Origin of the sequence: Salmonella sp. 2020_1459 (assembly GCF_043847915.1) — a bacterium.
GTDB lineage: Bacteria > Pseudomonadota > Gammaproteobacteria > Enterobacterales > Enterobacteriaceae > Salmonella > Salmonella enterica.
Map to the genome: position 1 here is coordinate 228604 of NZ_JBCMFA010000006.1, position 26022 is coordinate 254625.

Consider the following 26022-nt stretch of genomic DNA (forward strand, 5'->3'; position numbering starts at 1 on the left):
GAAAACGTGATTGCTGACACAATATAACAAAATTGTATCATTTTTGTTAATTCTATTCTTGTGCTTACTTGTATAGACAAGTATATGTCTGATTCTTATCTGTGGGTCTGCGGCGGTGCCTGATAGTGGCGTTTTAGCGTTATTTGGCGATGGCAGACCGATAATAATGAGGAGTCATTGCTATGCCTGAAAGCAAGTATCGTCAGCAAACTATCCGCGCGCCCCGAGGCACGGTATTAACGGCGAAAAGCTGGCTGACAGAAGCCCCGCTGCGGATGTTAATGAATAATCTCGATCCTGACGTGGCGGAAAATCCGCATGAGCTGGTGGTCTACGGCGGGATTGGTCGCGCCGCGCGCAACTGGAAATGCTATGACGCTATTGTTGATGCGCTCACCCGGCTGGAGGCGGACGAAACGTTGCTTATTCAGTCTGGCAAACCGGTCGGCGTATTTAAAACGCACGACAACGCGCCGCGGGTATTAATCGCCAACTCCAACCTGGTTCCCCACTGGGCGACATGGGAACACTTTAACGAACTGGATGCGAAAGGGCTGGCGATGTACGGTCAAATGACGGCCGGAAGCTGGATCTATATCGGCAGCCAGGGAATCGTGCAGGGAACATACGAAACCTTTGTCGAGGCGGGGCGTCAGCACTATAACGGCACGCTGGCGGGACGCTGGGTGCTGACTGCCGGGCTGGGCGGCATGGGCGGCGCGCAACCGCTAGCCGCGACGCTGGCCGGAGCGTGTTCGCTGACGATTGAATGCCAGCAAAGCCGTATCGATTTTCGTCTGCGTACTCGTTACGTGGATGAGCAGGCCGCCACGCTGGATGACGCGCTGGCCCGCATTACGCGCTACACCCGCGAGGGGAAAGCCGTGTCCGTCGCCCTGTGCGCGAACGCGGCGGATATCCTGCCGGAACTGGTTAATCGCGGCGTGCGCCCGGACCTGGTGACCGATCAGACCAGCGCCCACGATCCGCTACATGGCTATTTACCCTCCGGCTGGCGCTGGGAGGAGTATCAGAAAAACGCGCAATCCGATCCCCACGGGACGATGCAGGCAGCGAAACGTTCCATGGCGGCGCATGTTCGGGCGATGCTGGCGTTCAGTAAAATGGGCGTGCCGACCTTTGACTATGGCAACAATATTCGTCAGATGGCGAAAGAGATGGGGGTGGAAAACGCCTTTGATTTTCCGGGATTTGTGCCAGCCTATATTCGTCCGCTGTTCTGTCGTGGCATCGGGCCGTTTCGCTGGGTGGCGCTGTCCGGCGATCCGCAGGATATCTATAAAACCGATGCCAAAGTCAAAGAGATAGTGGCTGAGGATAAACATCTGCATCACTGGCTGGATATGGCGCGCGAGCGCATTCATTTTCAGGGGTTACCGGCGCGTATCTGCTGGGTAGGCCTGGAGTGGCGGCAAAAACTGGGGCTGGCGTTCAACGAAATGGTGCGTTGCGGCGAGGTATCCGCGCCCATTGTGATTGGCCGCGATCACCTGGATTCCGGTTCCGTCGCCAGCCCTAACCGTGAAACCGAAGCGATGCGCGACGGCTCTGACGCGGTTTCCGACTGGCCGCTGTTAAATGCGTTGCTGAATACCGCCAGCGGGGCGACATGGGTATCGCTCCATCATGGCGGCGGGGTGGGGATGGGTTTTTCGCAACACGCCGGTATGGTGATTGTCTGTGATGGCACTGACGAGGCCGCCGCGCGTATTCGCCGCGTGTTACACAACGATCCGGCGACGGGCGTCATGCGCCATGCCGATGCCGGATATGATCTCGCGGTGGAATGCGCTGTTGAGCAAGGTCTGAATTTACCGATGGTTGCGGCGACGCAGGGGAAAGGCTGATATGAACACCATGACACTCACTCCGGGGCAGTTAAGCCTCTCTCAACTGTACGATGTCTGGCGTCATCCGGTACAGCTTCGGCTGGACGCCAGCGCCATTGACGGCATTAACGCCAGTGTCGCGTGCGTCAATGATATCGTTGCCGAAGGGCGTACCGCCTACGGCATCAACACCGGTTTCGGTCTGCTGGCGCAGACGCGCATCGCTGATGAAGACTTGCAAAATCTACAGCGATCGTTGGTGCTGTCTCACGCCGCGGGCGTAGGCGACCCACTGGATGACGCGATGGTGCGTCTGATTATGGTATTGAAAATCAATAGCCTGGCGCGCGGGTTTTCCGGGATTCGGTTGAGCGTGATAGAGGCGCTCATCGCTCTGGTGAATGCCGGCGTGTATCCGCTGATTCCGGCAAAAGGCTCGGTTGGCGCGTCGGGCGACTTAGCGCCGCTGGCGCATCTGTCGCTGACGCTGCTTGGCGAAGGAAAAGCGCGCTGGCAGGGTGAATGGCTTCCGGCGCAGACGGCGCTAAAAAAGGCCGGACTGGAGCCTGTCGCGCTGGCGGCCAAAGAGGGGCTGGCGCTGCTTAACGGCACCCAGGTGTCAACGGCCTTCGCGCTGCGCGGTTTGTTTGAGGCACAGGAGTTATTTGCCTCCGCCGTCGTCTGCGGCGCGCTGACCACCGAAGCCGTACTGGGATCGCGCCGTCCTTTTGATGCGCGCATTCATGCCGCGCGCGGACAACAGGGGCAAATTGACGCCGCGCGGTTGTTCCGGCATCTGTTGACCGATACCAGTGCTATTGCTGAATCACATCACCACTGTCATAAAGTTCAGGACCCGTATTCCCTTCGCTGCCAGCCGCAGGTAATGGGCGCTTGTCTGACCCAGTTACGTCAGACGAAAGAGGTACTGCTGGCTGAGGCCAACGCGGTGTCCGATAATCCGCTGGTCTTTGCCGATGCGGGGGAGGTGATCTCCGGCGGTAACTTCCATGCTGAACCGGTTGCCATGGCGGCGGATAATCTGGCGCTGGCGATAGCGGAAATCGGCGCGCTATCGGAGCGGCGCATCGCGCTGATGATGGATAAACATATGTCGCAGTTACCGCCGTTCCTGGTGAAAAATGGCGGCGTTAATTCCGGTTTTATGATTGCCCAGGTCACCGCCGCGGCGCTCGCCAGCGAGAATAAAGCGCTGGCGCACCCGCACAGCGTGGATAGCCTGCCGACCTCGGCGAATCAGGAAGATCATGTCTCAATGGCCCCGGCGGCAGGGCGGCGACTCTGGGAAATGGCGGCGAATACCCGCGGCATCATTGCCGTGGAGTGGCTGGCGGCCTGTCAGGGGATAGATTTACGGGAAGGGTTAACCTCCAGCCCGTTACTGGAACAGGCGCGGCAGACACTGCGCCAGCGGGTAGCGCACTATACGCAGGATCGTTTTTTCGCACCCGATATTGAGTGTGCGACAGCACTGCTGGCGCAAGGCGCGTTACAGCGTCTGGTGCCGGACTTTATGTGAATGCTGCCGGATGGCGAGGCGCTTATTCGGCTTACCCAACCCGTTGGCAGGATAAGACGTTTACGCCGCCATCCGGCACAGCGTTTAACTGAACATCACCGTTATCGAGGCGCTGGCGAGCGAATGGAAATGCACGTTAAAGCCGACCATCGCGCCGCTGGCGTCTTCATCAACGTCAAGACGCTCGACGTCCAGCGCGTGAACCGTAAAGATATAGCGGTGCGTTTCCCCTTTAGGCGGCGCCGCGCCGCCGTAGCCCGCTTTACCGAAATCGGTACGCGTCTGAATGACGCCGTCTGGTACGGCCACCAGGCCTGAGCCGAACCCCTGGGTCAGTACGCGCGTATCCGCCGGGAGGTTCACCACCACCCAGTGCCACCAGCCGGAGCCGGTCGGCGCGTCGGGATCGTAACAGGTCACGACAAAACTTTTGGTGCCCATCGGCACGTCGTCCCAGGCCAGATGCGGAGAAATATTATCGCCATCATAGCCCATACCGTTAAAAACGTGGCGATGAGGAAGTTTATCTCCATCGCGCAAATCGTTGCTGATAAGTTTCATGCGCTCTCCTTTTGACTCACCAGAAGTGTAGCCAGAAGCAGCATCGCTTACCGCTGATTAATGGCTAAAAAATGTTTCATTGTGTACTGCGTCATTGACCGCCTGGGTCAAACGGCGCAGTTGATCCGGACGAATAATATAGGGCGGCATCAGGTAGATTAGCTTGCCGAACGGCCTGATCCAGACGCCTTGCCCGACGAAGAAGCGTTGAAGCGCCGCCATATTGACCGGATGCGTGGTTTCAACCACCCCAATCGCGCCCAACACCCGCACATCCGCCACCCAGGGCGAACTTTGCGCGGGGGCTAACTCAGCGCGTAACTGAGACTCGATAGACGCCACCTGCTGACGCCATTCGCCGCTTTCCAGCAGCGTCAGGCTGGCGCAAGCGACGGCGCAGGCCAGCGGATTCCCCATAAACGTCGGGCCATGCATAAAACACCCCGCCTCGCCGTTGCTAATAGTCTCTGCAACCTGGCGTGTCGTGAGCGTTGCCGAGAGGGTCATGGTGCCGCCGGTTAAGGCTTTGCCGAGACACAAAATATCCGGCGCGATCCCGGCGTGCTCGCAGGCGAACAGTTTGCCGGTACGGCCAAACCCGGTGGCTATTTCATCGGCAATCAGCAGAATGCCTTCGCGATCGCACATGTTACGAATACGCCTGAGCCATTGTGGATGATATATGCGCATCCCGCCCGCGCCCTGAACGATAGGTTCCAGAATCACGGCGGCTATTTCATGGCGATGCGCGGCCATCAGGCGGGCAAATGGCGCGATGTCGCTTTCATCCCATTCGCCATCCATCCGGCTTTGCGGCGCCGGCGCGAACAGATTTTCCGGCAGATAGCCTTTCCACAAGCTGTGCATGGAGTTATCCGGATCGCACACCGACATCGCGCCGAACGTGTCGCCATGATAACCGTGGCGAAACGTCAGAAAACGCTGACGCGATTCGCCCCGCGCCTGCCAGTATTGCAGCGCCATCTTCATGGCCACTTCCACCGACACCGAACCGGAGTCGGCCAGAAAGACACACTCCAGCGGCTCAGGCGTTATCGCGACCAGCTTACGGCACAGATTCACCGCAGGTGTATGGGTTATGCCGCCGAACATGACATGCGACATGGCGTCAATTTGCGCTTTCATCGCCGCGTTCAATTGCGGGTGGTTATAACCATGAATGGCCGCCCACCAGGAGGACATCCCCTCAATCAGGCGTTCGCCCGAGGCGAGAACCAGCTCGCAGCCTTCGGCCCGCTCAACGGGATATACCGGCAGCGGCGAAGTCATGGAAGTGTAAGGATGCCAAATATGGCGTTTATCGAAGGCCAGATCGTCCGTTGTCATAATCGACTTGTAAACCAAATTAAAAAGATTTAGGTTTACGAGTCTACACCATATCAAAAACAAACAACATATTTTGGAGAAGCCCGATGGCTCGCCACCCACGCTGGACACTGTCGCAAGTAACCGAATTATTTGAAAAACCACTGCTGGAATTGCTGTTTGAAGCGCAGCAAATTCATCGCCAGCATTTCGATCCGCAGCAGGTACAGGTTAGTACGCTGCTGTCGATCAAAACCGGCGCCTGCCCGGAGGATTGTAAATACTGCCCGCAGAGCTCGCGCTATAAAACAGGGCTGGAAGCCGAGCGTTTAATGGAGGTAGAGCAGGTACTGGACTCCGCCCGTAAAGCGAAAAACGCCGGTTCGACCCGCTTCTGTATGGGAGCGGCCTGGAAGAATCCGCATGAACGCGATATGCCTTATCTGGAGCAGATTGTACAGGGCGTCAAAGCGATGGGGCTGGAAACCTGTATGACGCTCGGCATGTTGAACGAGAGCCAGGCGCAGCGTCTGGCTAACGCCGGGCTGGATTACTACAACCACAACCTCGATACCTCGCCGGAGTTTTACGGCAATATCATCACTACCCGTACCTATCAGGAGCGCCTCGACACGCTGGAAAAAGTCCGTGAAGCAGGGATTAAAGTGTGCTCCGGCGGCATTGTGGGTCTGGGCGAAACGGTTACCGATCGCGCCGGACTGTTGTTGCAGTTGGCGAACCTGCCAACACCGCCGGAAAGCGTGCCAATCAACATGCTGGTGAAGGTGAAAGGCACGCCGCTTGCGGATAACGATGACGTGGATGCGTTTGATTTTATTCGTACTATCGCCGTGGCGCGCATCATGATGCCGACCTCATACGTGCGTCTTTCCGCAGGGCGTGAACAGATGAACGAGCAGACCCAGGCGATGTGCTTTATGGCCGGGGCGAACTCGATTTTCTATGGCTGCAAATTGTTAACTACGCCAAATCCGGCAGAGGACAAGGATCTGCAGTTATTCCGTAAGCTGGGGCTGAATCCGCAGCAGACCAGGGTGCTGGCGGGCGATAACGAGCAGCAGCAACGTCTGGAGCAGACGCTGATGACGCCTGACACCGATGATTATTACAACGCGGCAGCCTTATGAGTTGGCAACAACGCGTCGACGATGCGCTGACGGCGCGTCGGGCGACGGATACGTTGCGCCGCCGCTATGTGGTATCGCAGGGTGCCGGACGCTGGCTGGTAGCGAACGGGCGACAGTATCTTAACTTTTCCAGCAATGATTACCTCGGCTTAAGTCAACATCCGCAGATTATTCGCGCCTGGCAACAGGCAGCGACGCGTTTTGGCGTCGGCAGCGGCGGGTCGGGTCATATCAGCGGTTATTCCGTGGCGCACCAGGCGTTAGAGGAGGAACTGGCGCAATGGTTAGGATATCCACGCGCGCTGCTGTTTATCTCTGGCTTTGCGGCGAATCAGGCGGTCATTACCGCCTTAATGAAAAAAAATGACCGGATTGTGGCCGACAGGTTGAGTCATGCTTCCCTGCTGGAGGCCGCCAATCTGAGTCCGGCGCAGCTTCGCCGCTTTATCCATAACGATACGCAGCATCTGTCGCGTTTACTGCAATCGCCCTGCGTGGGTCAGCAACTGGTGGTGACAGAAGGTGTATACAGCATGGACGGCGACAGCGCGCCGCTGGCGGAAATCCAGCATATTGCCCGCAGGCATCATGCCTGGCTGTTGGTTGATGATGCGCACGGCATCGGCGTGACTGGCGATGAGGGGCGGGGCACCTGCTGGCAACGGGGGGTGAAGCCTGAGTTGCTGGTGGTGACTTTCGGTAAGGGGTTTGGCGTCAGCGGCGCAGCGGTGCTCTGCTCGGAAAGCGTCGCGGATTATCTGCTGCAATTTGCCCGTCATCTGGTTTACAGCACCAGTATGCCGCCCGCCCAGGCGCAGGCGTTAAGCGCCTCGCTGGCGGTGATCCGTAGCGATGAAGGTGGTGAACGGCGCGAAAAACTCGCCGCTCTGGTTCAGCGCTTTCGGGCCGGCGTTAACGCGTCCCGATTTACGCTACTGAATGCCCATAGCGCCATCCAGCCGTTAATCGTGGGCGATAACAGCCGTGCATTGCGCCTGGCGGAGGCGTTGCGTCAACAAGGATGCTGGGCGACGGCGATTCGCCCGCCGACGGTGCCTGTCGGTACGGCGCGCCTGCGCTTAACGTTAACGCAGGCGCACGAAGCGTGTGATATCGACCGTCTGCTGGAGGTGCTGCATGGCGCAGGTGAATAAGCAGGCTATTGCGGCGGCGTTTGGCCGGGCCGCATCGCAATATGAACAGCACGCCTCTTTGCAGCAACACAGCGCGGATGCGCTGCTGACGCTGTTGACAGGCCGCCAGTTTGCCAGTGTGTTGGACGCAGGCTGCGGCCCCGGACGTATGAGTCGTTACTGGCGAGAGCGGGGGAGCGAAGTGACCGCCCTGGATCTTTCGCTGCCGATGCTGCAACAGGCGCGCGATCGTCAGGCGGCGCATCACTATTTGCTGGCGGATATCGAAGCGATTCCCCATGACGCCGAAGTTTTTGACCTGGCCTGGAGCAACCTGGCGGTCCAGTGGTGTGGCGATTTACGTGATGCGTTGAGCGAGTTGTATCGGGTTGTACGGCCCGGCGGCGTGGTGGCGTTTACCACCTTGTGCCAGGGGTCGTTGCCGGAGCTGCGTCAGGCATGGCAGGCCGTCGATAATCGCGCTCACGCGAATAGCTTTTTACCGGAAGAGGCCATTGACCACGCGCTGCGCGGCTGGCGGGCGTCTCGTCATACTCAGGCGATGACATTGTGGTTTGAGGATGCCCTGAGTGCGATGCGCTCGCTTAAAGGCATTGGCGCCACCCATCTTCATGAAGGGCGGGAGTCGGATGTATTAACCCGCGCCCGGCTTAGACAGATTCAACTGGCATGGCCGCAGTGGCAGGGGAAATATCCGCTGACGTACCATCTTTTTATGGGAGTGATTGAACGTGACTAAACGCTATTTTGTCACCGGTACTGATACTGAAGTCGGTAAAACGGTTGCCAGTTGCGCCTTATTGCAGGCCGCAACGCAGTTAGGTTATCAAACCGTAGGCTATAAGCCCGTCGCTTCCGGCAGCGAAATGACAACCGACGGGCTACGCAATAGCGATGCCCTGGCCTTGCAGCGTAACAGCAGCCTGCCGCAACCTTATTCCGCTATCAATCCTTATACTTTTGCCGAGCCTACCTCTCCCCACATCGTTAGCGCCGACGAAGGCCGGGCGATAGACGCGGCGGTATTATCACGCGGATTGCGAACGCTGGAGGCGCAGGCAGACTGGGTGTTGACAGAAGGGGCGGGCGGCTGGTTTACACCGCTCTCTGCCACGCTGACGTTTGCCGACTGGGTACAGACGGAGCAGCTGCCGGTGATTCTGGTTGTTGGTGTCAAGCTGGGCTGTATTAATCACGCCATGCTGACGGCGCTGGCGGTAGAACAGGCCGGATTACCGCTTGTCGGATGGATAGCCAACGACATACAGCCGCCAGGCGCGCGTCATGGTGAATATCTCGCGACGCTTCGCCGCGTCATACCGGCCCCGCTATTAGGGGAAATCCCGTGGCTGGGCGTTTCTCCATCGCAGGCGGCGACAGGACAGTATCTGGACCTTAGCCCCCTGGAACGCGCCTGACCGCGCTTAAAAACCGCCTTCTTGCAGGATCAGACGATCCTGCTGTTCTTTCGCCAGACCCTCCTGACGTCGCCATGCTAAAAATGTGCAAAATGTGAGCGTCTACGCCTCAATTTTTCCCTTCTCGTTAGCCAATAATCTGCCAAAAATAGCGATAATTTTTTTTTATCGCCCGGCGAAAACGTCAGGGGCTGATTTTGCCAGGCGGCAGGGGATACGGGCTGGAAGCAGTTATCCACTATTCCTGTGGATAACCTTGTGTATTAGAGTTAGAAAACACAACGTAAGCGAGAGGCGACGCGGCCTGCGACTAAATTGGCGCGAAAGACGGCTTGAGAAAATATCCCTTTTCAGACAGCAAGTTATATAAAATCAATGGTTGTAAAGGAAGGAGGATACGTTGACATAAAACTTTCATCATCCGACTTGACAAATGTTAAAAAAGACTCTGGTCTGGGGATAACCAGCACACTGCTGGAATTTTACCCCGCGACTGTCTATGTTTTACCTCTAAATAGCGTGGGGTATCTACCGATAGCCATTATACACTGGAGTGTTACTGTTTTTTCATCCAGTATTTTTTATTGGCAATATTCACCGTCGAGAGTAAAATTACATCCCTGCCCGCTCACTCCTTCAGGTAGCCGCTCATGAGTAAACCGTTCAAACTGAATTCCGCTTTTAAACCTTCTGGCGATCAGCCGGACGCTATACGTCGTCTGGAAGAGGGGCTGGAGGACGGGCTGGCGCATCAGACGTTATTGGGCGTGACCGGCTCCGGGAAGACATTCACCATTGCCAACGTCATTGCGGACTTGCAGCGGCCAACGATGGTGCTTGCGCCCAATAAAACCCTGGCGGCGCAGCTCTACGGCGAAATGAAAGAGTTTTTCCCGGAAAACGCGGTCGAGTATTTCGTCTCCTACTATGACTACTATCAGCCGGAAGCGTATGTGCCAAGTTCGGATACGTTTATCGAAAAAGACGCTTCGGTAAACGAACATATTGAGCAAATGCGGTTGTCGGCAACGAAAGCGTTGCTTGAGCGACGCGATGTCGTGGTGGTGGCTTCTGTGTCCGCGATTTACGGTCTGGGCGATCCGGATCTCTACCTGAAAATGATGCTGCATCTGACGGTGGGAATGCTGATTGACCAGCGCGCGATTTTGCGTCGGCTGGCGGAATTGCAATACACCCGTAACGATCAAGCTTTTCAGCGTGGTACCTTTCGCGTGCGCGGCGAAGTGATCGACATCTTCCCGGCTGAATCTGACGACATCGCGCTACGCGTTGAGCTGTTTGATGAAGAAGTGGAACGCCTGTCGCTGTTCGACCCGTTAACCGGGCAGGTAGAGTCAACGGTGCCACGTTATACTATCTATCCCAAAACGCACTACGTGACGCCGCGCGAGCGTATTCTGCAGGCGATGGAAGAGATAAAAGATGAGCTGGCGGACAGGCGTAAGGTCTTGCTGGCGAATAATAAGCTGCTTGAAGAGCAGCGATTAAGCCAGCGCACGCAGTTCGATTTAGAGATGATGAACGAGCTGGGCTACTGCTCAGGCATTGAAAACTATTCCCGCTTTCTGTCGGGCCGCGGGCCGGGCGAACCGCCGCCAACCTTGTTCGATTATCTGCCCGCCGACGGACTGCTGGTGGTGGATGAGTCTCATGTCACCATCCCGCAGATAGGTGGCATGTACCGCGGCGACCGGGCGCGCAAAGAGACGCTGGTCGAGTATGGCTTCCGTCTGCCTTCGGCGCTGGATAACCGTCCGCTGAAGTTTGAGGAGTTTGAAGCCTTAGCGCCGCAAACTATCTATGTTTCCGCCACGCCCGGCAACTATGAGCTGGAAAAATCTGGTGATGAGGTGGTGGATCAGGTCGTGCGACCGACCGGGCTGCTGGACCCGATTATTGAAGTGCGTCCGGTGGCGACCCAGGTGGACGATCTGCTGTCCGAAATTCGTCAGCGTGCGGCCATTAATGAGCGTGTCCTTGTCACTACGCTTACCAAACGGATGGCGGAAGATTTGACCGAATATCTGGAAGAGCACGGCGAGCGCGTGCGTTACCTGCACTCAGATATTGATACCGTGGAGCGCATGGAAATCATCCGCGATTTGCGTCTGGGCGAGTTTGACGTTCTGGTGGGGATTAACCTGCTGCGCGAAGGGCTGGATATGCCGGAAGTCTCGCTGGTGGCGATTCTGGACGCCGATAAAGAGGGCTTCCTGCGCTCCGAGCGCTCCCTGATTCAGACCATAGGGCGCGCGGCGCGTAACGTTAACGGTAAAGCGATTCTGTATGGCGATAAAATCACGCCGTCGATGGCGAAGGCGATTGGCGAAACCGAGCGACGTCGCGAGAAGCAGCAGAAGTACAACGAAGAGCACGGTATCACTCCGCAGGGGCTGAACAAAAAAGTGGTCGACATCCTGGCGCTGGGGCAGAACATTGCGAAAACCAAAGCGAAGGGGAAAGGCAAGGGCCGTTCTACGGCAAAAGCCGGAATTGTCGAACTGGATATGACGCCGAAAGCGTTGCAGCAGAAAATTCATGAACTGGAAGGGCAAATGATGCAGCACGCGCAAAATCTGGAGTTTGAAGAAGCCGCGCAAATTCGCGACCAGTTGCACCAGTTACGCGAGTTGTTTATCGCGGCGTCCTGACAATGTGTCGATCTCCAGCGAGTCATCGTTACCATGGCTCGCTTTTGAGAATTTCAGTGCAATAGTAAGGGCTAAGTCAGTCAGGAATGAAAAACAGTGACAGGCTTTGACTAACGGGATTGTCGAAAAACTCAAAACATCAATGGGGTAGCTAGTTTAATCACAACTGAAGAAAATTAGCGTTGAGGCTGAACCCAACGCTAATTTTCCCTCTCTCCTCGGCTATGAAAAAAAACGCCCCGTATTATCGGTATAGCTATCCTTATGATCGTCATTTTAATCTTATATGAGTTCGTTGAAAGCGTGTCATGGCAACAGATTACATCATTCTACTTAAAAAAGAGGTGATGGAAGCGCGAGCATCTATAAGTCAAGCGCTGCAAATACTGAATGATTTGTCCGAAATAATGACGACTGTGACCTCTTATTTAAAGTTGAGAATATCCTTATCTGTTACTTTAGGTTACGTTCAGATCAGGTAGGGAAAATATGTTTAATATTACTAATATACAATCTACGGCAAGGCATCAAAGTATTAGCAATGAGGCCTCAACAGAGGTGCCTTTAAAAGAAGAGATATGGAATAAAATAAGTGCCTTTTTCTCTTCAGAACATCAGGTTGAAGCACAAAACTGCATCGCTTATCTTTGTCATCCACCTGAAACCGCCTCGCCAGAAGAGATCAAAAGCAAGTTTGAATGTTTAAGGATGTTAGCTTTCCCGGCGTATGCGGATAATATTCAGTATAGTAGAGGAGGGGCAGACCAATACTGTATTTTGAGTGAAAATAGTCAGGAAATTCTGTCTATAGTTTTTAATACAGAGGGCTATACCGTTGAGGGAGGGGGAAAGTCAGTCACCTATACCCGTGTGACAGAAAGCGAGCAGGCGAGTAGCGCTTCCGGCTCCAAAGATGCTGTGAATTATGAGTTAATCTGGTCTGAGTGGGTAAAAGAGGCGCCAGCGAAAGAGGCAGCAAATCGTGAAGAAGCCGTACAACGGATGCGTGACTGCCTGAAAAATAATAAGACGGAACTTCGTCTGAAAATATTAGGACTTACCACTATACCTGCCTATATTCCTGAGCAGATAACTACTCTGATACTCGATAACAATGAACTGAAAAGTTTGCCGGAAAATTTACAGGGAAATATAAAGACCCTGTATGCCAACAGTAATCAGCTAACCAGTATCCCTGCCACGTTACCGGATACCATACAGGAAATGGAGCTGAGCATTAACCGTATTACTGAATTGCCGGAACGTTTGCCTTCAGCGCTTCAATCGCTGGATCTTTTCCATAATAAAATTAGTTGCTTACCTGAAAATCTACCTGAGGAACTTCGGTACCTGAGCGTTTATGATAACAGCATAAGGACACTGCCAGCACATCTTCCGTCAGGGATTACCCATTTGAATGTGCAGAGTAATTCGTTAACCGCTTTGCCTGAAACATTGCCGCCGGGCCTGAAGACTCTGGAGGCCGGCGAAAATGCCTTAACCAGTCTGCCCGCATCGTTACCACCAGAATTACAGGTCCTGGATGTAAGTAAAAATCAGATTACGGTTCTGCCTGAAACACTACCTCCCACGATAACAACGCTGGATGTTTCCCGTAACGCATTGACTAATCTACCGGAAAACTTCCCGGCGGCATTACAAATAATGCAGGCCTCTCGCAATAACCTGGTCCGTCTCCCGGAGTCGTTACCCCATTTTCGTGGTGAAGGACCTCAACCTACAAGAATAATCGTAGAATATAATCCTTTTTCAGAACGAACAATACAGAATATGCAGCGGCTAATGTCCTCTGTAGATTATCAGGGACCCCGGGTATTGTTTGCCATGGGCGACTTTTCAATTGTTCGGGTAACTCGACCACTGCATCAAGCTGTCCAGGGGTGGCTAACCAATCTCGAGGAGGAAGACGTCAACCAATGGCGGGCGTTTGAGACGGAAGTAAACGCGGCAGCCTTCAGCATGTTTCTGGATCGTCTTAGCGATACGCAGAACACCCGACACCCGGATTTTAAGGAACAAGTCTCCGCCTGGCTAATGCGCCTGGCTGAAGATAGCGCACTAAGAGAAACCGCATTTATTATAGCGATGGGTGCAACGATAAGCTGTGAAGATCGGGTCACACTGGCATACCACCAAATGCAGGAAGCGACGTTGGTTCATGATGCTGAAAGAGGCGCCTTTGATAGCCACTTAGCGGAACTGATTATGGCGGGGCGTGAAATCTTTCGGCTGGAGCAAATAGAATCGCTCGCCAGAGAAAAGGTAAAACGGCTGTTTTTTATTGACGAAGTCGAAGTATTTCTGGGTTTTCAGAATCAGTTACGAGAGTCGCTGTCGCTGACAACAATGACCCAGGATATGCGATTTTATAACGTTTCTGGTATCACTGAGTCTGACCTGGACGAGGCGGAAATAAGGATAAAAATTGCTGAAAATAGGGATTTTCACAAATGGTTTGCGCTGTGGGGGCCGTGGCATAAAGTGCTGGAGCGCATAGCGCCAGAAGAGTGGCGTGAAATGATGGCTAAAAGGGATGAGTGTATTGAAACGGATGAGTATCAGAGCCGGGTCAATGCTGAACTGGAAGATTTAAGAATAGCAGACGACTCTGACGCAGAGCGTACTACTGAGGTACAGATGGATGCAGAGCGTGCTATTGGGATAAAAATAATGGAAGAGATCAATCAGACCCTCTTTACTGAGATCATGGAGAATATATTGCTGAAAAAAGAGGTGAGCTCGCTCATGAGCGCCTACTGGCGATAGCTGAACGCAGTTTATCAGAAGAGGGAGAGAGCCTGTTTACCCTTCGGTGTAAACAGGCTTCTGATAAGCGCAGCGTCGTCGGTAAACGGGCTTAACCCAACGCCTGTAGCGCTTTTTCCAGCGCATTATGTAATAACTGACGATCGTGGCGATAGGGGATATCGCTGGCCTCCAGCACTTCCTGAATCACCAGCCGATCGTTCACCGCACTGACGTCAACTCGCGGCCCAACCACTACTGCGTCAATGACTTTTTTGCCAATATATTGCTCCATCATCGCCAGCTTATCGACCAGCGTTAAACTGGCGGCGGGCAGACTCAGTTCGCGACCCAGATTGCCGATATACACCATTGGCGCTGGGGTGCGCCGCAGCGCCTGCGCCAGTTCATCCAGCAGCAGGCAAGGCATCAGGCTGGTATAAAAACTGCCAGGGCCAATCAGAATCAGATCCGCGTCATTAATGGCCTGTACCGCTTCCCGCGTCGCCGGAACGTTTGGCGTTAACATGATCTCCTGCGGCGGCGTCGCTAACTGATCGATATTCACCTCGCCATAAATCTCATGCCCCTGATCGTCAATCGCCATCAGATCTACCGGTAGCTCCGACATCGGGATCAGCTGCGCGTCCACTTTAAGCAGATTACGAATTAAATTAATCGCTTCCAGAGGCCGCACGCTCAGGTGATCTAACGCCTTTAACATCAAATTTCCGAGGTTATGACCAGAAAGTTCGCCATTACCGCCAAAACGATACTCAAACATAGCGGACGCGACGCTAGGTTCGGTAATTAACTGATTCAGACAGTTGCGCATATCGCCCCAGGCGATCCCGCCTTCCGAGCGGCGAATACGGCCAGTTGACCCCCCGTTATCTGTGGTAGTCACAATGCCGGTCAGGCGCGAACCTAATGAAGAAAGCGAGGAGAGGACGCGTCCTAATCCATGCCCTCCGCCGAGGGCAACGACACGATCAAGGTCAGCCAGCGTACGATTGCGCATAAAAATTCCTGAAGTCAAATAAGCAGCGCTACAGTAGCGCAAGTCGCGGGTTTTCAGCAATTAGCCGACCGGCTAAAAGACAATTAATTATTCCCGACTACCCCTTTATAGCGAGGGCGTTACCACGGCTAAATGATATATATCAATGTAAAAGTGTGATTTTCACGTATTCTGTCGCTAAATAGCACGATCATATCGCTATGTATATGTTTATATAGCGAAAGCGTGATGGCGAAATTGTCATTTACACGCTAGTATCGGCGTAACCACAGTAAACACTCTAGCCTCTGCACCTGGGTCATTTTTGATACGGTGCTTTGGCCGTGACAACGTTTAACGTTTGCCACCAGGGCGCAGGAAGAAATGACTCCGCCTCCCGTATTTGGAAAGGTGTACATGGCTTCACAACTTACCGATGCTTTCGCGCGTAAGTTTTACTACTTGCGTTTGTCGATTACCGATGTGTGTAACTTTCGTTGCACCTACTGTCTGCCGGATGGCTACAAACCTGGCGGCGTCACTAACAACGGTTTCCTTACCGTCGATGAAATTCGTCGCGTTACGCGCGCTTTTGCCAGTCTTGGCACGGAGAAGGTGCGTCTTACCGGCGGCGAGCCTTCATTACGCCGCGATTTTACCGACATCATTGCCGCCGTGGGTGAAAATGATGCTATTCGCCAGATCGCGGTGACCACTAACGGTTATCGACTGGCGCGCGATGCCGCGAACTGGCGCGAAGCGGGGCTGACGGGCGTCAATGTTAGCGTGGATAGTCTGGATGCGCGTCAGTTCCATGCGATTACCGGTCAGGACAAATTCCGCCAGGTGATGGCGGGCATCGATGCCGCCTTTGACGCCGGTTTCGAAAAGGTGAAAGTCAACACCGTGCTGATGCGCGACGTGAATCACCATCAGTTGGATACCTTCCTTGCCTGGATTCAGCCTCGCCCCATTCAGCTACGCTTCATTGAACTTATGGAGACGGGCGAGGGGAGCGATCTCTTCCGCAAACATCATATTTCGGGTCAGGTATTACGCGACGAGCTGATTAAGCGCGGTTGGATCCACCAGCTCCGCCAGCGCAGCGATGGCCCGGCGCAGGTTTTTTGTCATCCCGATTACGCCGGTGAGATCGGCCTCATTATGCCGTATGAAAAAGATTTCTGCGCCACCTGTAACCGCCTGCGTGTTTCGTCCGTCGGTAAGCTGCATTTATGTCTGTTTGGCGACGGCGGCGTGAGTTTACGCGACCTGTTACAGGATGACGCGCAGCAATACGCGCTTGAGGAACGTATTTCCGACGCGTTGCGGGAGAAAAAGCAGACCCACTTTCTTCACCAGAGCAATACTGGTATTACGCAAAATTTATCTTACATTGGCGGTTAATCCTTAATAAGGAGATTTCAGATGAGTCAGGTCAGCGCTGAATTTATCCCGACCCGCATCGCTATTCTTACTGTTTCCAGCCGACGCGGCGAAGAAGACGACACCTCCGGTCATTATCTGCGTGATTCGGCGCAGGAGGCCGGGCATGAAGTGGTGGCGAAAGCCATCGTTAAAGAGAACCGTTACGCGATTCGCGCCCAGGTTTCCGCCTGGATCGCCAGTGATGAGGTGCAGGTCGTATTGATAACTGGTGGGACCGGTTTGACCGAAGGCGATCAGGCGCCGGAAGCGCTGTTGCCGCTGTTCGATCGTGAAGTGGAAGGATTTGGCGAAGTGTTTCGCATGCTCTCGTTTGAAGAGATCGGCACCGCAACTCTGCAGTCGCGCGCGGTAGCTGGCGTGGCGAATAACACCTTGATTTTCGCCATGCCGGGCTCCACAAAAGCGTGCAGAACCGCATGGGAGAATATCATTGCGCCGCAGCTGGATGCCCGTACACGCCCATGTAATTTTCACCCTCATTTAAAGAAATAACGATGTCGCAATTAACCCATATAAACGCCGCAGGCGAAGCGCACATGGTGGACGTTTCCGCGAAAGCGGAAACCGTTCGTGAAGCGCGTGCGGAAGCATTCGTTACCATGCGTAGTGAAACGCTGGCGATGATTGTTGATGGCAAACACCACAAGGGCGATGTTTTCGCCACCGCCCGAATTGCCGGTATTCAGGCCGCCAAACGCACCTGGGAGCTGATCCCGCTGTGCCACCCGCTACTGCTAAGTAAAGTGGAGATTCAGCTTCAGGCCGAGCCGGAGCATAACCGCGTGCGTATTGAGTCTCTGTGCCGTCTGACCGGTAAAACCGGCGTCGAAATGGAAGCGTTAACCGCGGCGTCCGTCGCGGCGTTAACCATCTACGACATGTGCAAAGCGGTACAAAAAGATATGGTAATTGGTCCGGTGCGCCTGCTGGCGAAAAGCGGCGGCAAATCGGGGGATTTTAAGGTGGATGCGCATGATTAAAGTGCTTTTCTTCGCCCAGGTTCGCGAGCTTACAGGAACTGACGCGCTGGATCTTCCAGCAGATTTTTCCACCGTTGAGTCGCTGCGACAGCATCTGGCGACAAAGAGCGATCGTTGGGCGCTGGCGCTGGAAGACGGTAAGCTGTTGGCGGCGGTCAACCAGACGCTGGTAAGTTTTGACCATCCGCTGACGGCGGGCGATGAAGTGGCGTTTTTCCCGCCAGTCACGGGGGGCTAACATGCGTGAAACGCGAATTGTAGTCGGCCCTGCGCCGTTTAGCGTCGGGGAGGAATATTCCTGGCTGGCGGCGCGCGACGAAGACGGCGCGGTCGTCACCTTTACCGGAAAAGTGCGCAATCATAACCTGGGCGATAGCGTTAAGGCGCTGACGCTGGAGCATTATCCCGGCATGACTGAGAAAGCTCTGGCGGAGATCGTCGCGAAGGCGCGTTCCCGCTGGCCGCTGGGGCGGGTCACGGTGATTCATCGCGTTGGCGAATTATGGCCGGGCGATGAGATTGTGTTTGTCGGCGTCACCAGCGCGCACCGCAGTAGCGCGTTCGACGCTGGCCAGTTCATTATGGATTATCTGAAAACCCGTGCGCCGTTCTGGAAGCGTGAAGCCACGCCGGAAGGCGATCGCTGGGTCGAAGCGCGCGACAGCGACCAGCAGTTGGCGAAACGTTGGTAGCAGAATGTGATACGCTTTAGGGTATCATTTCCACACAGGAGTTCATCATGGACAGATTTCCACGATCTGATTCAATAGTGCAGGCACGGTCCGGCCTGCAGACCTATATGGCGCAAGTGTATGGCTGGATGACGGTCGGACTGTTACTGACCGCGTTTATCGCGTGGTATGCGGCTAATACGCCAGCCGTCATGATGTTTGTCTTTTCCAGTAAGATCACCTTCTTTGGCTTAATTATTGCCCAGCTTGCGCTGGTGTTTGTTCTGTCGGGACTGGTGCATAAACTTAGCGCCGGAATGGCGACGACGCTGTTTATGCTCTATTCGGCGCTAACCGGATTGACGTTATCCAGTATTTTTATCGTTTACACCTACTCCTCTATCGCCAGCACGTTTGTGGTGACGGGGGGAATGTTTGGCGCCATGAGCCTGTACGGGTACACCACTAAACGCGATCTTAGCGGTTTCGGCAATATGCTGTTTATGGCGCTTATTGGTATCGTTCTGGCGTCGCTGGTCAATTTCTGGCTGAAGAGTGAAGCGCTGATGTGGGCGGTAACCTATATCGGGGTGGTGGTGTTTGTCGGTCTGACCGCCTATGACACGCAGAAACTGAAAAATATCGGCGAGCAAATAGATACCCGCGATAGCGCTAATCTGCGTAAATATTCGATTCTCGGCGCGTTAACGCTGTACCTGGACTTTATCAACCTGTTCCTGATGTTACTGCGTATTTTTGGTAATCGCCGCTAATTATAGCGATCTCTTAAAATCCTGGCCCTGCGCCAGGATTTTTTTAGGACTATATTTAGGGCGAAACAGCATAAATATCTTAGAAATATTTTCCTGCGCTTGCCATTCTTATCACCGTGATCATGTGAAGAGTGATAAATGACAAGTGGGACCTCTGGCTGCAATACGTATACGACAAATAGCATTTATTCCCGCGACAATGTTATCCCTTACCTATTGGTATACTGCGTTGGGACTATGGTGTACCGCCGGCATTATATGGTTAACGTTGTATACTCATTTTTTGATAACTCACGTTCAACCTGTTGTTGTTTTGTGGATATCAGCACTTTTGCTTGGCCTGGGGTATGGGGCCGTTACCTGTCTTTCCCGCTTTGGCACTGTTGCCGTAACGTTGATATATATTGCCATCATTACGCTTACCGGCGTGTCATTAGCTTACCTTTTCTCAGGTGGCGCGACCATTTTCGTGATTGTTGGAATCATGTTTAGTCTTAATGCTTTATTTATTTTCTACCTGAATATCAGTTCTGGTCTATTCAGGCCGTTAATTTTTATGGCGGTAAGCGGGATCATCGCTGCGATAGTTGTCAATAGCCTGGTGGCCAGTAGCACTCTGGTCTGGATAGTCAGTGTGCTGACGGTATTGGTATGGACATTGATCACAGCACTAGAAAAATCGACACTGCATGGTTATGCCCGCATATTATACCACAGCGAGTTTTCATCCCTGTCTCGTTGCGCTTTATTTGGCGCGCTGACGCTTTACCTTGGCATTATTAATGCTGTGGTTACGCTGTGTCGTTATATCATTTTGATGATTCTGGAAATACTATTATCTTTCAGGCCGTAGGCGTTGCAGGTTTTTTATTCAGGTTGGTGATGATGGGTATAATGAGTAAATTATGTGGCAAACAATTTTGGTTAGCGTTTTGTGAAGCTAAAGACGTCACTCGCGCCATTAAAAATGGCGGCGAGGATTTTAATAAGAAATGCCCGCCAGCGCTGATTTCTCATTTCATTACCGGATTGTCATGGGAACATTCATTACCCAATCCTGCGCCTGTTTGCGCGTTTAGTTTTATGCTTCTTGTGGGAGGTGTGTGCAGTGCGCATTTTGTTTTTGATAAGTTTATCCTGTATTGGCCACTAAATATAATTATTTATTTTGGCAGTGCTATAGGTATTATGCTATGTGTTATGGCTGAGGTATGGCTTATTGCCAAAGGTTTTATCCTGGGGTTGCGCCTCTGCGTTTTACTGTTTTTATTAAATATTATGCTCTGCGGTACTGGATTATTTGACGTGTTGTGCCATCAAAATAGCGAACTAAAGAGTGATCTGGTTATCGCGATTATTATGGTTGTGCTTTGCCGCTGGGTGATGAATGGCGAAACGTTTACGATGATGATTCGTTTCTGCCTGGGGCGTCGATTAGTGCGAGTCGCATTACAAAAATATCTCACCTCACAGACAAGGAAATGATAAGCCCATGAACCTGATGACGTGGCTAACAGGAAAAACACTGGCGGAGCTGGTGAAAAAAGGGCAGTTGATCCCGCCAGAAATTAAGTTACCTGTGTATCCGGCCAGCCACTACAAAAAAAACTGGTATGAACAAGGTATTCCTCACGGAGGTGTTATTGGGCTTACGGCGATCATGATGACGATGACATGGATCGTCAGTATAAACATGGTTATTGCGCAGTTTGAGCTGCACAATAAAAAGCATCTGGAGCTGGTCTTCTTCCTGGCCGTGGGCTATATCGCTTTTCTTACCCCGTCAAATCAGCTCCTGCTTAAAGGAAGAATGAGCGGGGTCATTATTTACCGCTATGCGTTATTGCTGGCCATTATTTCCGTTACGTTGGCAACGTTCTGTACCCTGTCATCAGTATTCATGGGCGAGTTTCACGAAGTGCTCCTGCTGCTGTTTAGCTGGTCATTGCTGCTTTTTTCCCGCTTACAGATGAATACGTCTTTTTTCTCAGCATATGTTTATTTTTACCGGATAAAACGCGTTGTGCTGGAAAGCGAAAACGCGTCTGCTTAAATTTATTTCGCCATCGCCCGCTCGTTTTTCGCCCGCAGCTTCTTCGCCCGGCTCTCCAGGATCAGGTAGCACACCAGCGCCAGCAGCAGGGGAATAAAATAGTAAAGCACGCGGTACGCGAGCAGGGTGGCGATAATCGTGCCTTGCGACGTATGTTCGCCCGCCAGCAACGCAAGGAATACGGCCTCCAGCACGCCGATGCCTGCCGGAATATGCACGATGACGCCCGCGATACTGCTCACCAGCAGTACGCCCAGCACAAAGAAATAGTTCACATCCTGACCCATCAGCAGCCAGATGATGGCGCCCATCGCCATCCAGTTCGCGCTGGAGATCGCCATCTGCGCCAGCGCGAATTTCCATGACGGCAGCACCAGTTTCTGTCCTTTAATCGTCATATGCCGCCGCTTCGCAAAGGCGCAAAACCACAGATAGACCGCGATAATCAACAATAAAACGATACCGAGAATACGTAGCGTGCCTTCATCGATATACCAGTGGTCGGGAAGCTGGACAATGCCGAAGGTAAAAATGATGCCGCCAAGCAGAATATAGCCCAGCCAGTTAGTGGTAATGCTGAGTGAGAAAATACGCGTGATAGTACTGCCGGGCAACCCGAGGCGAGAGTACAGTCGGTAACGCATCCCGATCCCGCCGACCCAGGTGCTGAGCGTCAGGTTAAAGGCATAGCAGACGAACGATACCAACATCACCTGTCGCTTCGCCAGTTTATGGCCGCAATAAAGCCGTCCAAGCAGGTCGTAGCAGCCGTACAGAAGATAGCTAACGATCACCAGTCCTACAGCGCTTAAAAGCGCCGTGCGGTTATAGTCGCGGATGACGGTCCAGACATCGCCCCAGTCGACCTTTTTAGCATAAACCACCAGCAGAACGACGACCGCAATAAAAAACAGCCAGGTCAGCACTTTTTTAGCCAACCGCCAGCGCGGATGCGATTTAGCCATTAGGGCTTCACTCCTGTATTTTCTGGATCAACGCGATCCTGGGTTTCCATTTCCGGCTGGGCAGGCGGGGGAACCTGCGCCAGATGCGGGGTATGCGCAGGTAGCCAGCCGACCAGCGCCGGGAAATGACGTAAAAAGTGGAACGCCAGCACGCTTTTGGTCAGGTTCCACCAGGTGCGTTTCGGCAGCATAGACTCATCGACCTGCTTACAATCATTCACGATGATGCCTTGTAAATTATTGCGCAGGGTCTGGTTAAAGGTACGATCGTGAATGATCAGGTTAGCTTCAAGGTTAAGCGACAGGCTGAGCGGATCGAGATTACTCGACCCTACCGTGGCCCAGTGATCGTCCATCAGCGCCACTTTGCCATGCAGCGGACGGCGTCGGTATTCATAAACCTGCACACCGCCCTTCACCAGATAGTTATAGAGCAACCGCGCGCCGACTTTGACTATCGGCATGTCTGGTTCCCCCTGGACAATCAGTTTTACGCTCACGCCACGGCGGGCGGCTTTACGCATTGCGTGGAGCAAGCGATAGCCGGGGAAAAAATAGGCGTTAGCGATAATCACCTCACGCTTTGCCTGGGTCAGCATTTTCAGATAATGACGTTCGATATCGTCGCGGTGCTCTTCGTTATCTCGCCAGACAAACAGCGCCTGCGCTTCGCCGGGGTGGCGGTTTTCTTCGGCCTGATGATGGCGCTTCCACCAGCGGCGCGCGGGGCTTTGCCCCGGCAGATTCTCGACTTCGAATTGCAGGATATCGGCCACTACAGGCCCTTCGACCCGTACCGCGTAGTCTTGTTTCGCCTGCGGGCCGTAATCCGACATATGTTCGGCGGAGTAGTTAATGCCGCCGACAAAGGCAATACGATCATCAATCACCACAATTTTGCGGTGCATTCGGCGGAAGATATTGGTTCGCAACCCCAGTAGACGCGGGCGGGGGTCGTAATAGCGAAAAATCACGCCTGCTGAGGTCAATTCGCCGACAAACGCGTCGCTGAGATCGGGAGAGCCGTAGCCGTCGAGTAATACTTCGGCTTTTACGCCGCGCTGTGCGGCTTTTAGCAGAGCTGCATGGAGTTTTTTACCCACCTCATCTTCAAACAAGATAAAGGTTTCCAGAATGATTTTTTGCTGTGCCTGAGCGATGGCTTCAAACACGGCAGGATAGAACTGGTCGCCGTTTTCCAGTAGCTGAATTTGATTACCTTCACGCCAGCCGCATTTCATAGATGGATCTCCGCGCTAAGGGGGGCATGGTCTGATAAATGTCGCCAGTTCCGCAGCGGCAGCGCCGTAGGAGAACTGGCGTTCGCATTCTTGACGTAAATACGATCGAGTCGCAGCAGCGGCATACTCACCGGGAATGTGCGCGCCGGTCGGCCATGGGCACGGGTGAATATCTCCTCCAGCCCGGCCGCGTTTAACGGCGGGCCGGCCTTTTGCCGCCAGTCATTAAAGTCTCCGGCCACCAGCACCGGTTCTGATTCCGGCAAGGCATTCACCCATCCCGCCAGCATGGTTAACTGCGCCTGGCGGTGGCTCTCCCGCAGGCCGAGATGTACGCACATGACGTGGATAGGGCGGTTGAGCATGGGCGGCGTAATGCGGCAATAGAGCACGCCGCGTTTTTCGCTACCGCCGACCGAGACGTCGCGATTTTCATAATGTTCAATGGGATAGCGAGAAAGAACCGCGTTACCGTGGTGGCCTTCTGGATAGACCGCATTGCGGCCATAGGCGAAATCGCTCCACATGGTGTCGGCCAAAAATTCATAGTGGGTAGTGTCCGGCCAGTTTTCGATATGCAGCGGATGTACTTCATGCGCGCCCATTACTTCTTGCAGACAGACGATATCGGCGCCGACCGTTCTGACGGCGTCGCGCAGCTCCGGCAGGATGAAGCGTTTATTAAAGGCGGTAAAACCTTTGTGCGTATTAATTGTGAGCACTTTGAATGAAAAATTTCGCGTGTGTTGAGTCATTTTCTTCCTGTCCGCGTCACTATCCTGATTGAAATAGTGTAGTCGTCGTCACAAAAAGATGCGGTCTTACGGAATTTTCCGTAAAGTTCGGTACTCTGAATAATGAGAGAAAAATGCTTCAGGAGAAAAGCCATGAAGTGGCAACAACGCGTTCGTGTCGCAACCGGCCTCGGTTGTTGGCAGATTATGTTGCATTTACTGGTAGTGGCGATGCTGGTAATAGGCTGGATGAGCGGCACATTAGTGCGCGTCGGCCTGGGATTATGCGTGCTTTACGGCGTGACGGTACTGCTGATGCTGGCGTTGCAGCGCCATCATGAGCAGCGCTGGCGCGATGTGGCGGATGTGCTGGAAGAGCTGACTACCACCTGGTACTTCGGCACCGCGCTGATTGTCCTCTGGCTGCTATCCCGCGTCTTGCAAAACAATGTTTTACTGGCGCTGGCGGGGCTGGCTATCCTGGCCGGGCCCGCCGTGGTCTCGCTACTGGCGAAAGATAAAAAGCTACATCACTTTGCGTCTAAACATCGCATACGCCGCTGAACCCGTGGTGGCCGCTATCACCAGTAGCGGCCACAAACTTCCCCAGACAATCCCCAGACTCGCGTCCTTAAGATAAATTTGCTTAGTAATATCAGTAAAGTGGCGGATAGGATTTATCCACGTCAGGTTTTGCAGCCAGACCGGCATATTTTCCACCGGCGAGACATAACCCGAGAGCAAAATCGCCGGCATCATAAAGACAAAGACGCCGATAAACGCCTGCTGTTGCGTGGCGCAAAGCGATGATATCAGCAAGCCAAAGCCTACCAGCGACAGCCCGTAAATCACCATCGTGAAATAAAACAGCGCTAACGAACCGGCGAAGGGAATTTGGTATGCCCAAATGCCGATAGCCAGCACGATCGTGGCCTGGAAGGTCGCGACAATCAGCGCCGGCACCGCTTTACCAACGAAAATCTGCCAGGTGGTGAGCGGAGAGACCAGCAGCTGATCCAGAGTGCCTTGTTCACGCTCGCGGGCGACGGACAGCGAAGTGACGATCATCACGCCGATAGTGGTGATCATGGCGATCAGCGAGGGCACCACAAACCACTTGTAGTCCAGATTCGGGTTATACCAGTTGCGTACCACCAGTTCGCTATTGTTGGGCTTTGGCTTGCCGTCCATCAATGTCTGCTGATACTCCTTGACGATCTGTTGCAGATAATTGGCGGCGATTTGCGCGCTGTTGGAGTTACGTCCATCAAGAATGAGTTGCATCGGCGCTGGCTGGAAGGTATCCAGATTCCGCGAGAAATCCGCCGGGAAGCGTACCAGCAGCAGCGCTTTTTGCGTATCGATAGTCGGCTGGATCTCCTGCGGACTGTTCAGCAATAGCACATGGGTAAACGCTTTCGCGCGGGCAAAGCGCTGGGTAAGTTCTACCGAATGTTTGCCGTTATCTTCGTTATAGATGGCGATAGTCGCGTTAGTGACTTCAAGCGTCGCGGCGAACGGAAACAGGATGACCTGAATCAGCACCGGCAGAATCAGGATCGCGCGCGTTTGCGGTTCGCGTAAAAGCGATTGCAGTTCTTTGCGAATTAACGTCCATAAGCGATGAAACATAGAACCTTCCTCATGTCGGGTGGCGCTACGCTAACCCGACCTACATGGCCCGTAGGCCCGGTAAGCATAGCGCCACCGGGCAAAATACG

General features: G+C 53.6%; 26 protein-coding genes and 1 riboswitch. Of the genes, 19 read left to right on the plus strand and 7 right to left on the minus strand.

Annotation, left to right across the window (positions count from 1 at the left end):
• Positions 1 to 182: 182 nt before the first annotated feature.
• Together hutU and hutH are read left to right on the plus strand one after the other, a co-directional pair.
• Positions 183 to 1868: a urocanate hydratase gene (hutU, locus tag ACH0VJ_RS16690; protein ID WP_001115223.1), complete on the plus strand. Its 1686-nt coding sequence runs from the start codon at positions 183 to 185 to the stop codon at positions 1866 to 1868.
• A 1-nt stretch (position 1869) separates the two neighbouring features.
• Entirely contained in the window at positions 1870 to 3390 is a 1521-nt protein-coding gene (hutH, locus tag ACH0VJ_RS16695) for a histidine ammonia-lyase (RefSeq protein WP_001095246.1), read from the plus strand.
• 84 nt (positions 3391 to 3474) lie between these two features.
• Here the strand turns inward: hutH and ACH0VJ_RS16700 are convergent, their stop codons facing one another.
• Together ACH0VJ_RS16700 and bioA are read right to left on the minus strand one after the other, a co-directional pair.
• Positions 3475 to 3951 (minus strand): kinase inhibitor, encoded by a 477-nt coding sequence (locus tag ACH0VJ_RS16700; RefSeq protein WP_000767404.1) that lies wholly within the window; start codon positions 3949 to 3951, stop codon positions 3475 to 3477.
• Positions 3952 to 4008: 57 nt separating this feature from the next.
• The gene (bioA, locus tag ACH0VJ_RS16705) at positions 4009 to 5298 is read right to left on the minus strand and encodes an adenosylmethionine--8-amino-7-oxononanoate transaminase (RefSeq protein WP_000205514.1); all 1290 of its coding nucleotides are present in this window, start codon (positions 5296 to 5298) and stop codon (positions 4009 to 4011) included.
• 86 nt (positions 5299 to 5384) lie between these two features.
• Between bioA and bioB the strand changes: the two genes are divergently transcribed.
• From bioB to slrP, 7 genes are all read left to right on the plus strand, one after another.
• Positions 5385 to 6425, plus strand: coding sequence for a biotin synthase BioB (bioB, locus tag ACH0VJ_RS16710; RefSeq protein ID WP_000090727.1), 1041 nt, complete (start codon positions 5385 to 5387; stop codon positions 6423 to 6425).
• Positions 6422 to 7579 (plus strand): 8-amino-7-oxononanoate synthase, encoded by a 1158-nt coding sequence (gene bioF, locus ACH0VJ_RS16715; protein ID WP_000118941.1) that lies wholly within the window; start codon positions 6422 to 6424, stop codon positions 7577 to 7579. The genes bioB and bioF overlap by 4 nt, the downstream gene beginning before the upstream one ends.
• A complete protein-coding gene (gene bioC, locus ACH0VJ_RS16720) occupies positions 7563 to 8318 on the plus strand; it encodes a malonyl-ACP O-methyltransferase BioC (protein WP_000079912.1) in 756 nt (251 codons plus the stop codon). Before bioF ends, bioC begins: the two co-directional genes overlap by 17 nt.
• A complete protein-coding gene (bioD, locus tag ACH0VJ_RS16725) occupies positions 8311 to 8997 on the plus strand; it encodes a dethiobiotin synthase (protein ID WP_000167222.1) in 687 nt (228 codons plus the stop codon). The genes bioC and bioD overlap by 8 nt, the downstream gene beginning before the upstream one ends.
• A 650-nt stretch (positions 8998 to 9647) precedes the next feature.
• Positions 9648 to 11669: an excinuclease ABC subunit UvrB gene (gene uvrB / locus ACH0VJ_RS16730; protein WP_000042502.1), complete on the plus strand. Its 2022-nt coding sequence runs from the start codon at positions 9648 to 9650 to the stop codon at positions 11667 to 11669.
• Positions 11670 to 11977: 308 nt separating this feature from the next.
• Positions 11978 to 12151: a hypothetical protein gene (locus ACH0VJ_RS16735; RefSeq protein ID WP_001616936.1), complete on the plus strand. Its 174-nt coding sequence runs from the start codon at positions 11978 to 11980 to the stop codon at positions 12149 to 12151.
• Positions 12152 to 12158: 7 nt separating this feature from the next.
• Entirely contained in the window at positions 12159 to 14456 is a 2298-nt protein-coding gene (gene slrP, locus ACH0VJ_RS16740; protein WP_000482000.1) for an SPI-1 type III secretion system effector E3 ubiquitin transferase SlrP, read from the plus strand.
• Between the two features lie 91 nt (positions 14457 to 14547).
• Here slrP and yvcK read toward each other — a convergent pair whose 3' ends face one another.
• Positions 14548 to 15456, minus strand: a complete 909-nt coding sequence (gene yvcK / locus ACH0VJ_RS16745; protein WP_001246033.1) for a uridine diphosphate-N-acetylglucosamine-binding protein YvcK — start codon at positions 15454 to 15456, stop codon at positions 14548 to 14550.
• A 264-nt stretch (positions 15457 to 15720) separates the two neighbouring features.
• Positions 15721 to 15865, plus strand: a riboswitch (molybdenum cofactor riboswitch).
• Here yvcK and moaA point away from each other — a divergent pair.
• The 9 genes from moaA (at position 15853) to ACH0VJ_RS16790 (ending at position 21361) form a co-directional block, all read left to right on the plus strand.
• Positions 15853 to 16842, plus strand: coding sequence for a GTP 3',8-cyclase MoaA (gene moaA, locus ACH0VJ_RS16750; protein WP_000168180.1), 990 nt, complete (start codon positions 15853 to 15855; stop codon positions 16840 to 16842). It overlaps the preceding riboswitch by 13 nt.
• A gap of 21 nt (positions 16843 to 16863) precedes the next feature.
• Entirely contained in the window at positions 16864 to 17376 is a 513-nt protein-coding gene (moaB, locus tag ACH0VJ_RS16755; protein WP_000084604.1) for a molybdenum cofactor biosynthesis protein B, read from the plus strand.
• Positions 17377 to 17378: 2 nt separating this feature from the next.
• Positions 17379 to 17864 (plus strand): cyclic pyranopterin monophosphate synthase MoaC, encoded by a 486-nt coding sequence (moaC, locus tag ACH0VJ_RS16760; protein ID WP_000080894.1) that lies wholly within the window; start codon positions 17379 to 17381, stop codon positions 17862 to 17864.
• On the plus strand, positions 17857 to 18102 hold the full coding sequence (gene moaD, locus ACH0VJ_RS16765) for a molybdopterin synthase sulfur carrier subunit (RefSeq protein ID WP_000598596.1): 246 nt from the start codon (positions 17857 to 17859) through the stop codon (positions 18100 to 18102). Before moaC ends, moaD begins: the two co-directional genes overlap by 8 nt.
• Before the next feature lies 1 nt (position 18103).
• Positions 18104 to 18556: a molybdopterin synthase catalytic subunit MoaE gene (moaE, locus tag ACH0VJ_RS16770; protein WP_001209384.1), complete on the plus strand. Its 453-nt coding sequence runs from the start codon at positions 18104 to 18106 to the stop codon at positions 18554 to 18556.
• Between the two features lie 47 nt (positions 18557 to 18603).
• A complete protein-coding gene (locus ACH0VJ_RS16775) occupies positions 18604 to 19308 on the plus strand; it encodes a Bax inhibitor-1/YccA family protein (protein WP_000373611.1) in 705 nt (234 codons plus the stop codon).
• Between the two features lie 145 nt (positions 19309 to 19453).
• On the plus strand, positions 19454 to 20161 hold the full coding sequence (locus ACH0VJ_RS16780; protein WP_000529056.1) for a Bax inhibitor-1 family protein: 708 nt from the start codon (positions 19454 to 19456) through the stop codon (positions 20159 to 20161).
• Between the two features lie 23 nt (positions 20162 to 20184).
• A complete protein-coding gene (locus ACH0VJ_RS16785; RefSeq protein WP_010988984.1) occupies positions 20185 to 20793 on the plus strand; it encodes a membrane protein in 609 nt (202 codons plus the stop codon).
• A 7-nt stretch (positions 20794 to 20800) separates the two neighbouring features.
• Positions 20801 to 21361 (plus strand): hypothetical protein, encoded by a 561-nt coding sequence (locus tag ACH0VJ_RS16790; RefSeq protein ID WP_001052196.1) that lies wholly within the window; start codon positions 20801 to 20803, stop codon positions 21359 to 21361.
• Positions 21362 to 21363: 2 nt separating this feature from the next.
• Here ACH0VJ_RS16790 and ACH0VJ_RS16795 read toward each other — a convergent pair whose 3' ends face one another.
• From ACH0VJ_RS16795 to ACH0VJ_RS16805, 3 genes are read right to left on the minus strand one after another with little or no spacing between them, the layout of a single operon-like run.
• Positions 21364 to 22326, minus strand: a complete 963-nt coding sequence (locus ACH0VJ_RS16795; protein ID WP_079833549.1) for a YbhN family protein — start codon at positions 22324 to 22326, stop codon at positions 21364 to 21366.
• Positions 22326 to 23567, minus strand: a complete 1242-nt coding sequence (gene clsB, locus ACH0VJ_RS16800; RefSeq protein ID WP_000649643.1) for a cardiolipin synthase ClsB — start codon at positions 23565 to 23567, stop codon at positions 22326 to 22328. The genes ACH0VJ_RS16795 and clsB overlap by 1 nt, the downstream gene beginning before the upstream one ends.
• Positions 23564 to 24322, minus strand: a complete 759-nt coding sequence (locus ACH0VJ_RS16805) for an endonuclease/exonuclease/phosphatase family protein (protein WP_000192039.1) — start codon at positions 24320 to 24322, stop codon at positions 23564 to 23566. Before ACH0VJ_RS16805 ends, clsB begins: the two co-directional genes overlap by 4 nt.
• Before the next feature lie 132 nt (positions 24323 to 24454).
• Here ACH0VJ_RS16805 and ACH0VJ_RS16810 point away from each other — a divergent pair, with 132 nt between their 5' ends.
• Complete coding sequence (locus ACH0VJ_RS16810) at positions 24455 to 24865, plus strand: YbhQ family protein (protein WP_000871970.1); 411 nt, start codon at positions 24455 to 24457, stop codon at positions 24863 to 24865.
• On the opposite strand, the gene ACH0VJ_RS16815 is transcribed toward ACH0VJ_RS16810, so the two are convergent.
• Positions 24827 to 25933 carry an ABC transporter permease gene (locus tag ACH0VJ_RS16815; RefSeq protein ID WP_000469050.1) on the minus strand — a complete coding sequence of 369 codons (1107 nt, stop codon included), beginning with the start codon at positions 25931 to 25933 and terminating at the stop codon, positions 24827 to 24829. The genes ACH0VJ_RS16810 and ACH0VJ_RS16815 overlap by 39 nt on opposite strands.
• Positions 25934 to 26022: the final 89 nt, after the last annotated feature.

What these genes read in the sequence shown, in the direction of transcription:
- ACH0VJ_RS16700 (WP_000767404.1), bottom strand. Translation starts at nt 3,951, where the DNA reads ATGAAACTTATCAGCAACGATTTGCGCGATGGAGATAAACTTCCTCAT.
- clsB (WP_000649643.1), bottom strand. Translation starts at nt 23,567, where the DNA reads ATGAAATGCGGCTGGCGTGAAGGTAATCAAATTCAGCTACTGGAAAAC.
- moaD (WP_000598596.1), top strand. Translation starts at nt 17,857, where the DNA reads ATGATTAAAGTGCTTTTCTTCGCCCAGGTTCGCGAGCTTACAGGAACT.
- bioB (WP_000090727.1), top strand. Translation starts at nt 5,385, where the DNA reads ATGGCTCGCCACCCACGCTGGACACTGTCGCAAGTAACCGAATTATTT.
- moaA (WP_000168180.1), top strand. Translation starts at nt 15,853, where the DNA reads ATGGCTTCACAACTTACCGATGCTTTCGCGCGTAAGTTTTACTACTTG.
- yvcK (WP_001246033.1), bottom strand. Translation starts at nt 15,456, where the DNA reads ATGCGCAATCGTACGCTGGCTGACCTTGATCGTGTCGTTGCCCTCGGC.
- ACH0VJ_RS16790 (WP_001052196.1), top strand. Translation starts at nt 20,801, where the DNA reads ATGAACCTGATGACGTGGCTAACAGGAAAAACACTGGCGGAGCTGGTG.
- hutU (WP_001115223.1), top strand. Translation starts at nt 183, where the DNA reads ATGCCTGAAAGCAAGTATCGTCAGCAAACTATCCGCGCGCCCCGAGGC.
- bioF (WP_000118941.1), top strand. Translation starts at nt 6,422, where the DNA reads ATGAGTTGGCAACAACGCGTCGACGATGCGCTGACGGCGCGTCGGGCG.
- moaB (WP_000084604.1), top strand. Translation starts at nt 16,864, where the DNA reads ATGAGTCAGGTCAGCGCTGAATTTATCCCGACCCGCATCGCTATTCTT.
- ACH0VJ_RS16735 (WP_001616936.1), top strand. Translation starts at nt 11,978, where the DNA reads ATGGCAACAGATTACATCATTCTACTTAAAAAAGAGGTGATGGAAGCG.
- ACH0VJ_RS16810 (WP_000871970.1), top strand. Translation starts at nt 24,455, where the DNA reads ATGAAGTGGCAACAACGCGTTCGTGTCGCAACCGGCCTCGGTTGTTGG.
- ACH0VJ_RS16815 (WP_000469050.1), bottom strand. Translation starts at nt 25,933, where the DNA reads ATGTTTCATCGCTTATGGACGTTAATTCGCAAAGAACTGCAATCGCTT.
- moaC (WP_000080894.1), top strand. Translation starts at nt 17,379, where the DNA reads ATGTCGCAATTAACCCATATAAACGCCGCAGGCGAAGCGCACATGGTG.
- ACH0VJ_RS16795 (WP_079833549.1), bottom strand. Translation starts at nt 22,326, where the DNA reads ATGGCTAAATCGCATCCGCGCTGGCGGTTGGCTAAAAAAGTGCTGACC.
- ACH0VJ_RS16775 (WP_000373611.1), top strand. Translation starts at nt 18,604, where the DNA reads ATGGACAGATTTCCACGATCTGATTCAATAGTGCAGGCACGGTCCGGC.
- ACH0VJ_RS16805 (WP_000192039.1), bottom strand. Translation starts at nt 24,322, where the DNA reads ATGACTCAACACACGCGAAATTTTTCATTCAAAGTGCTCACAATTAAT.
- hutH (WP_001095246.1), top strand. Translation starts at nt 1,870, where the DNA reads ATGAACACCATGACACTCACTCCGGGGCAGTTAAGCCTCTCTCAACTG.
- slrP (WP_000482000.1), top strand. Translation starts at nt 12,159, where the DNA reads ATGTTTAATATTACTAATATACAATCTACGGCAAGGCATCAAAGTATT.
- uvrB (WP_000042502.1), top strand. Translation starts at nt 9,648, where the DNA reads ATGAGTAAACCGTTCAAACTGAATTCCGCTTTTAAACCTTCTGGCGAT.
- bioA (WP_000205514.1), bottom strand. Translation starts at nt 5,298, where the DNA reads ATGACAACGGACGATCTGGCCTTCGATAAACGCCATATTTGGCATCCT.
- moaE (WP_001209384.1), top strand. Translation starts at nt 18,104, where the DNA reads ATGCGTGAAACGCGAATTGTAGTCGGCCCTGCGCCGTTTAGCGTCGGG.
- bioC (WP_000079912.1), top strand. Translation starts at nt 7,563, where the DNA reads ATGGCGCAGGTGAATAAGCAGGCTATTGCGGCGGCGTTTGGCCGGGCC.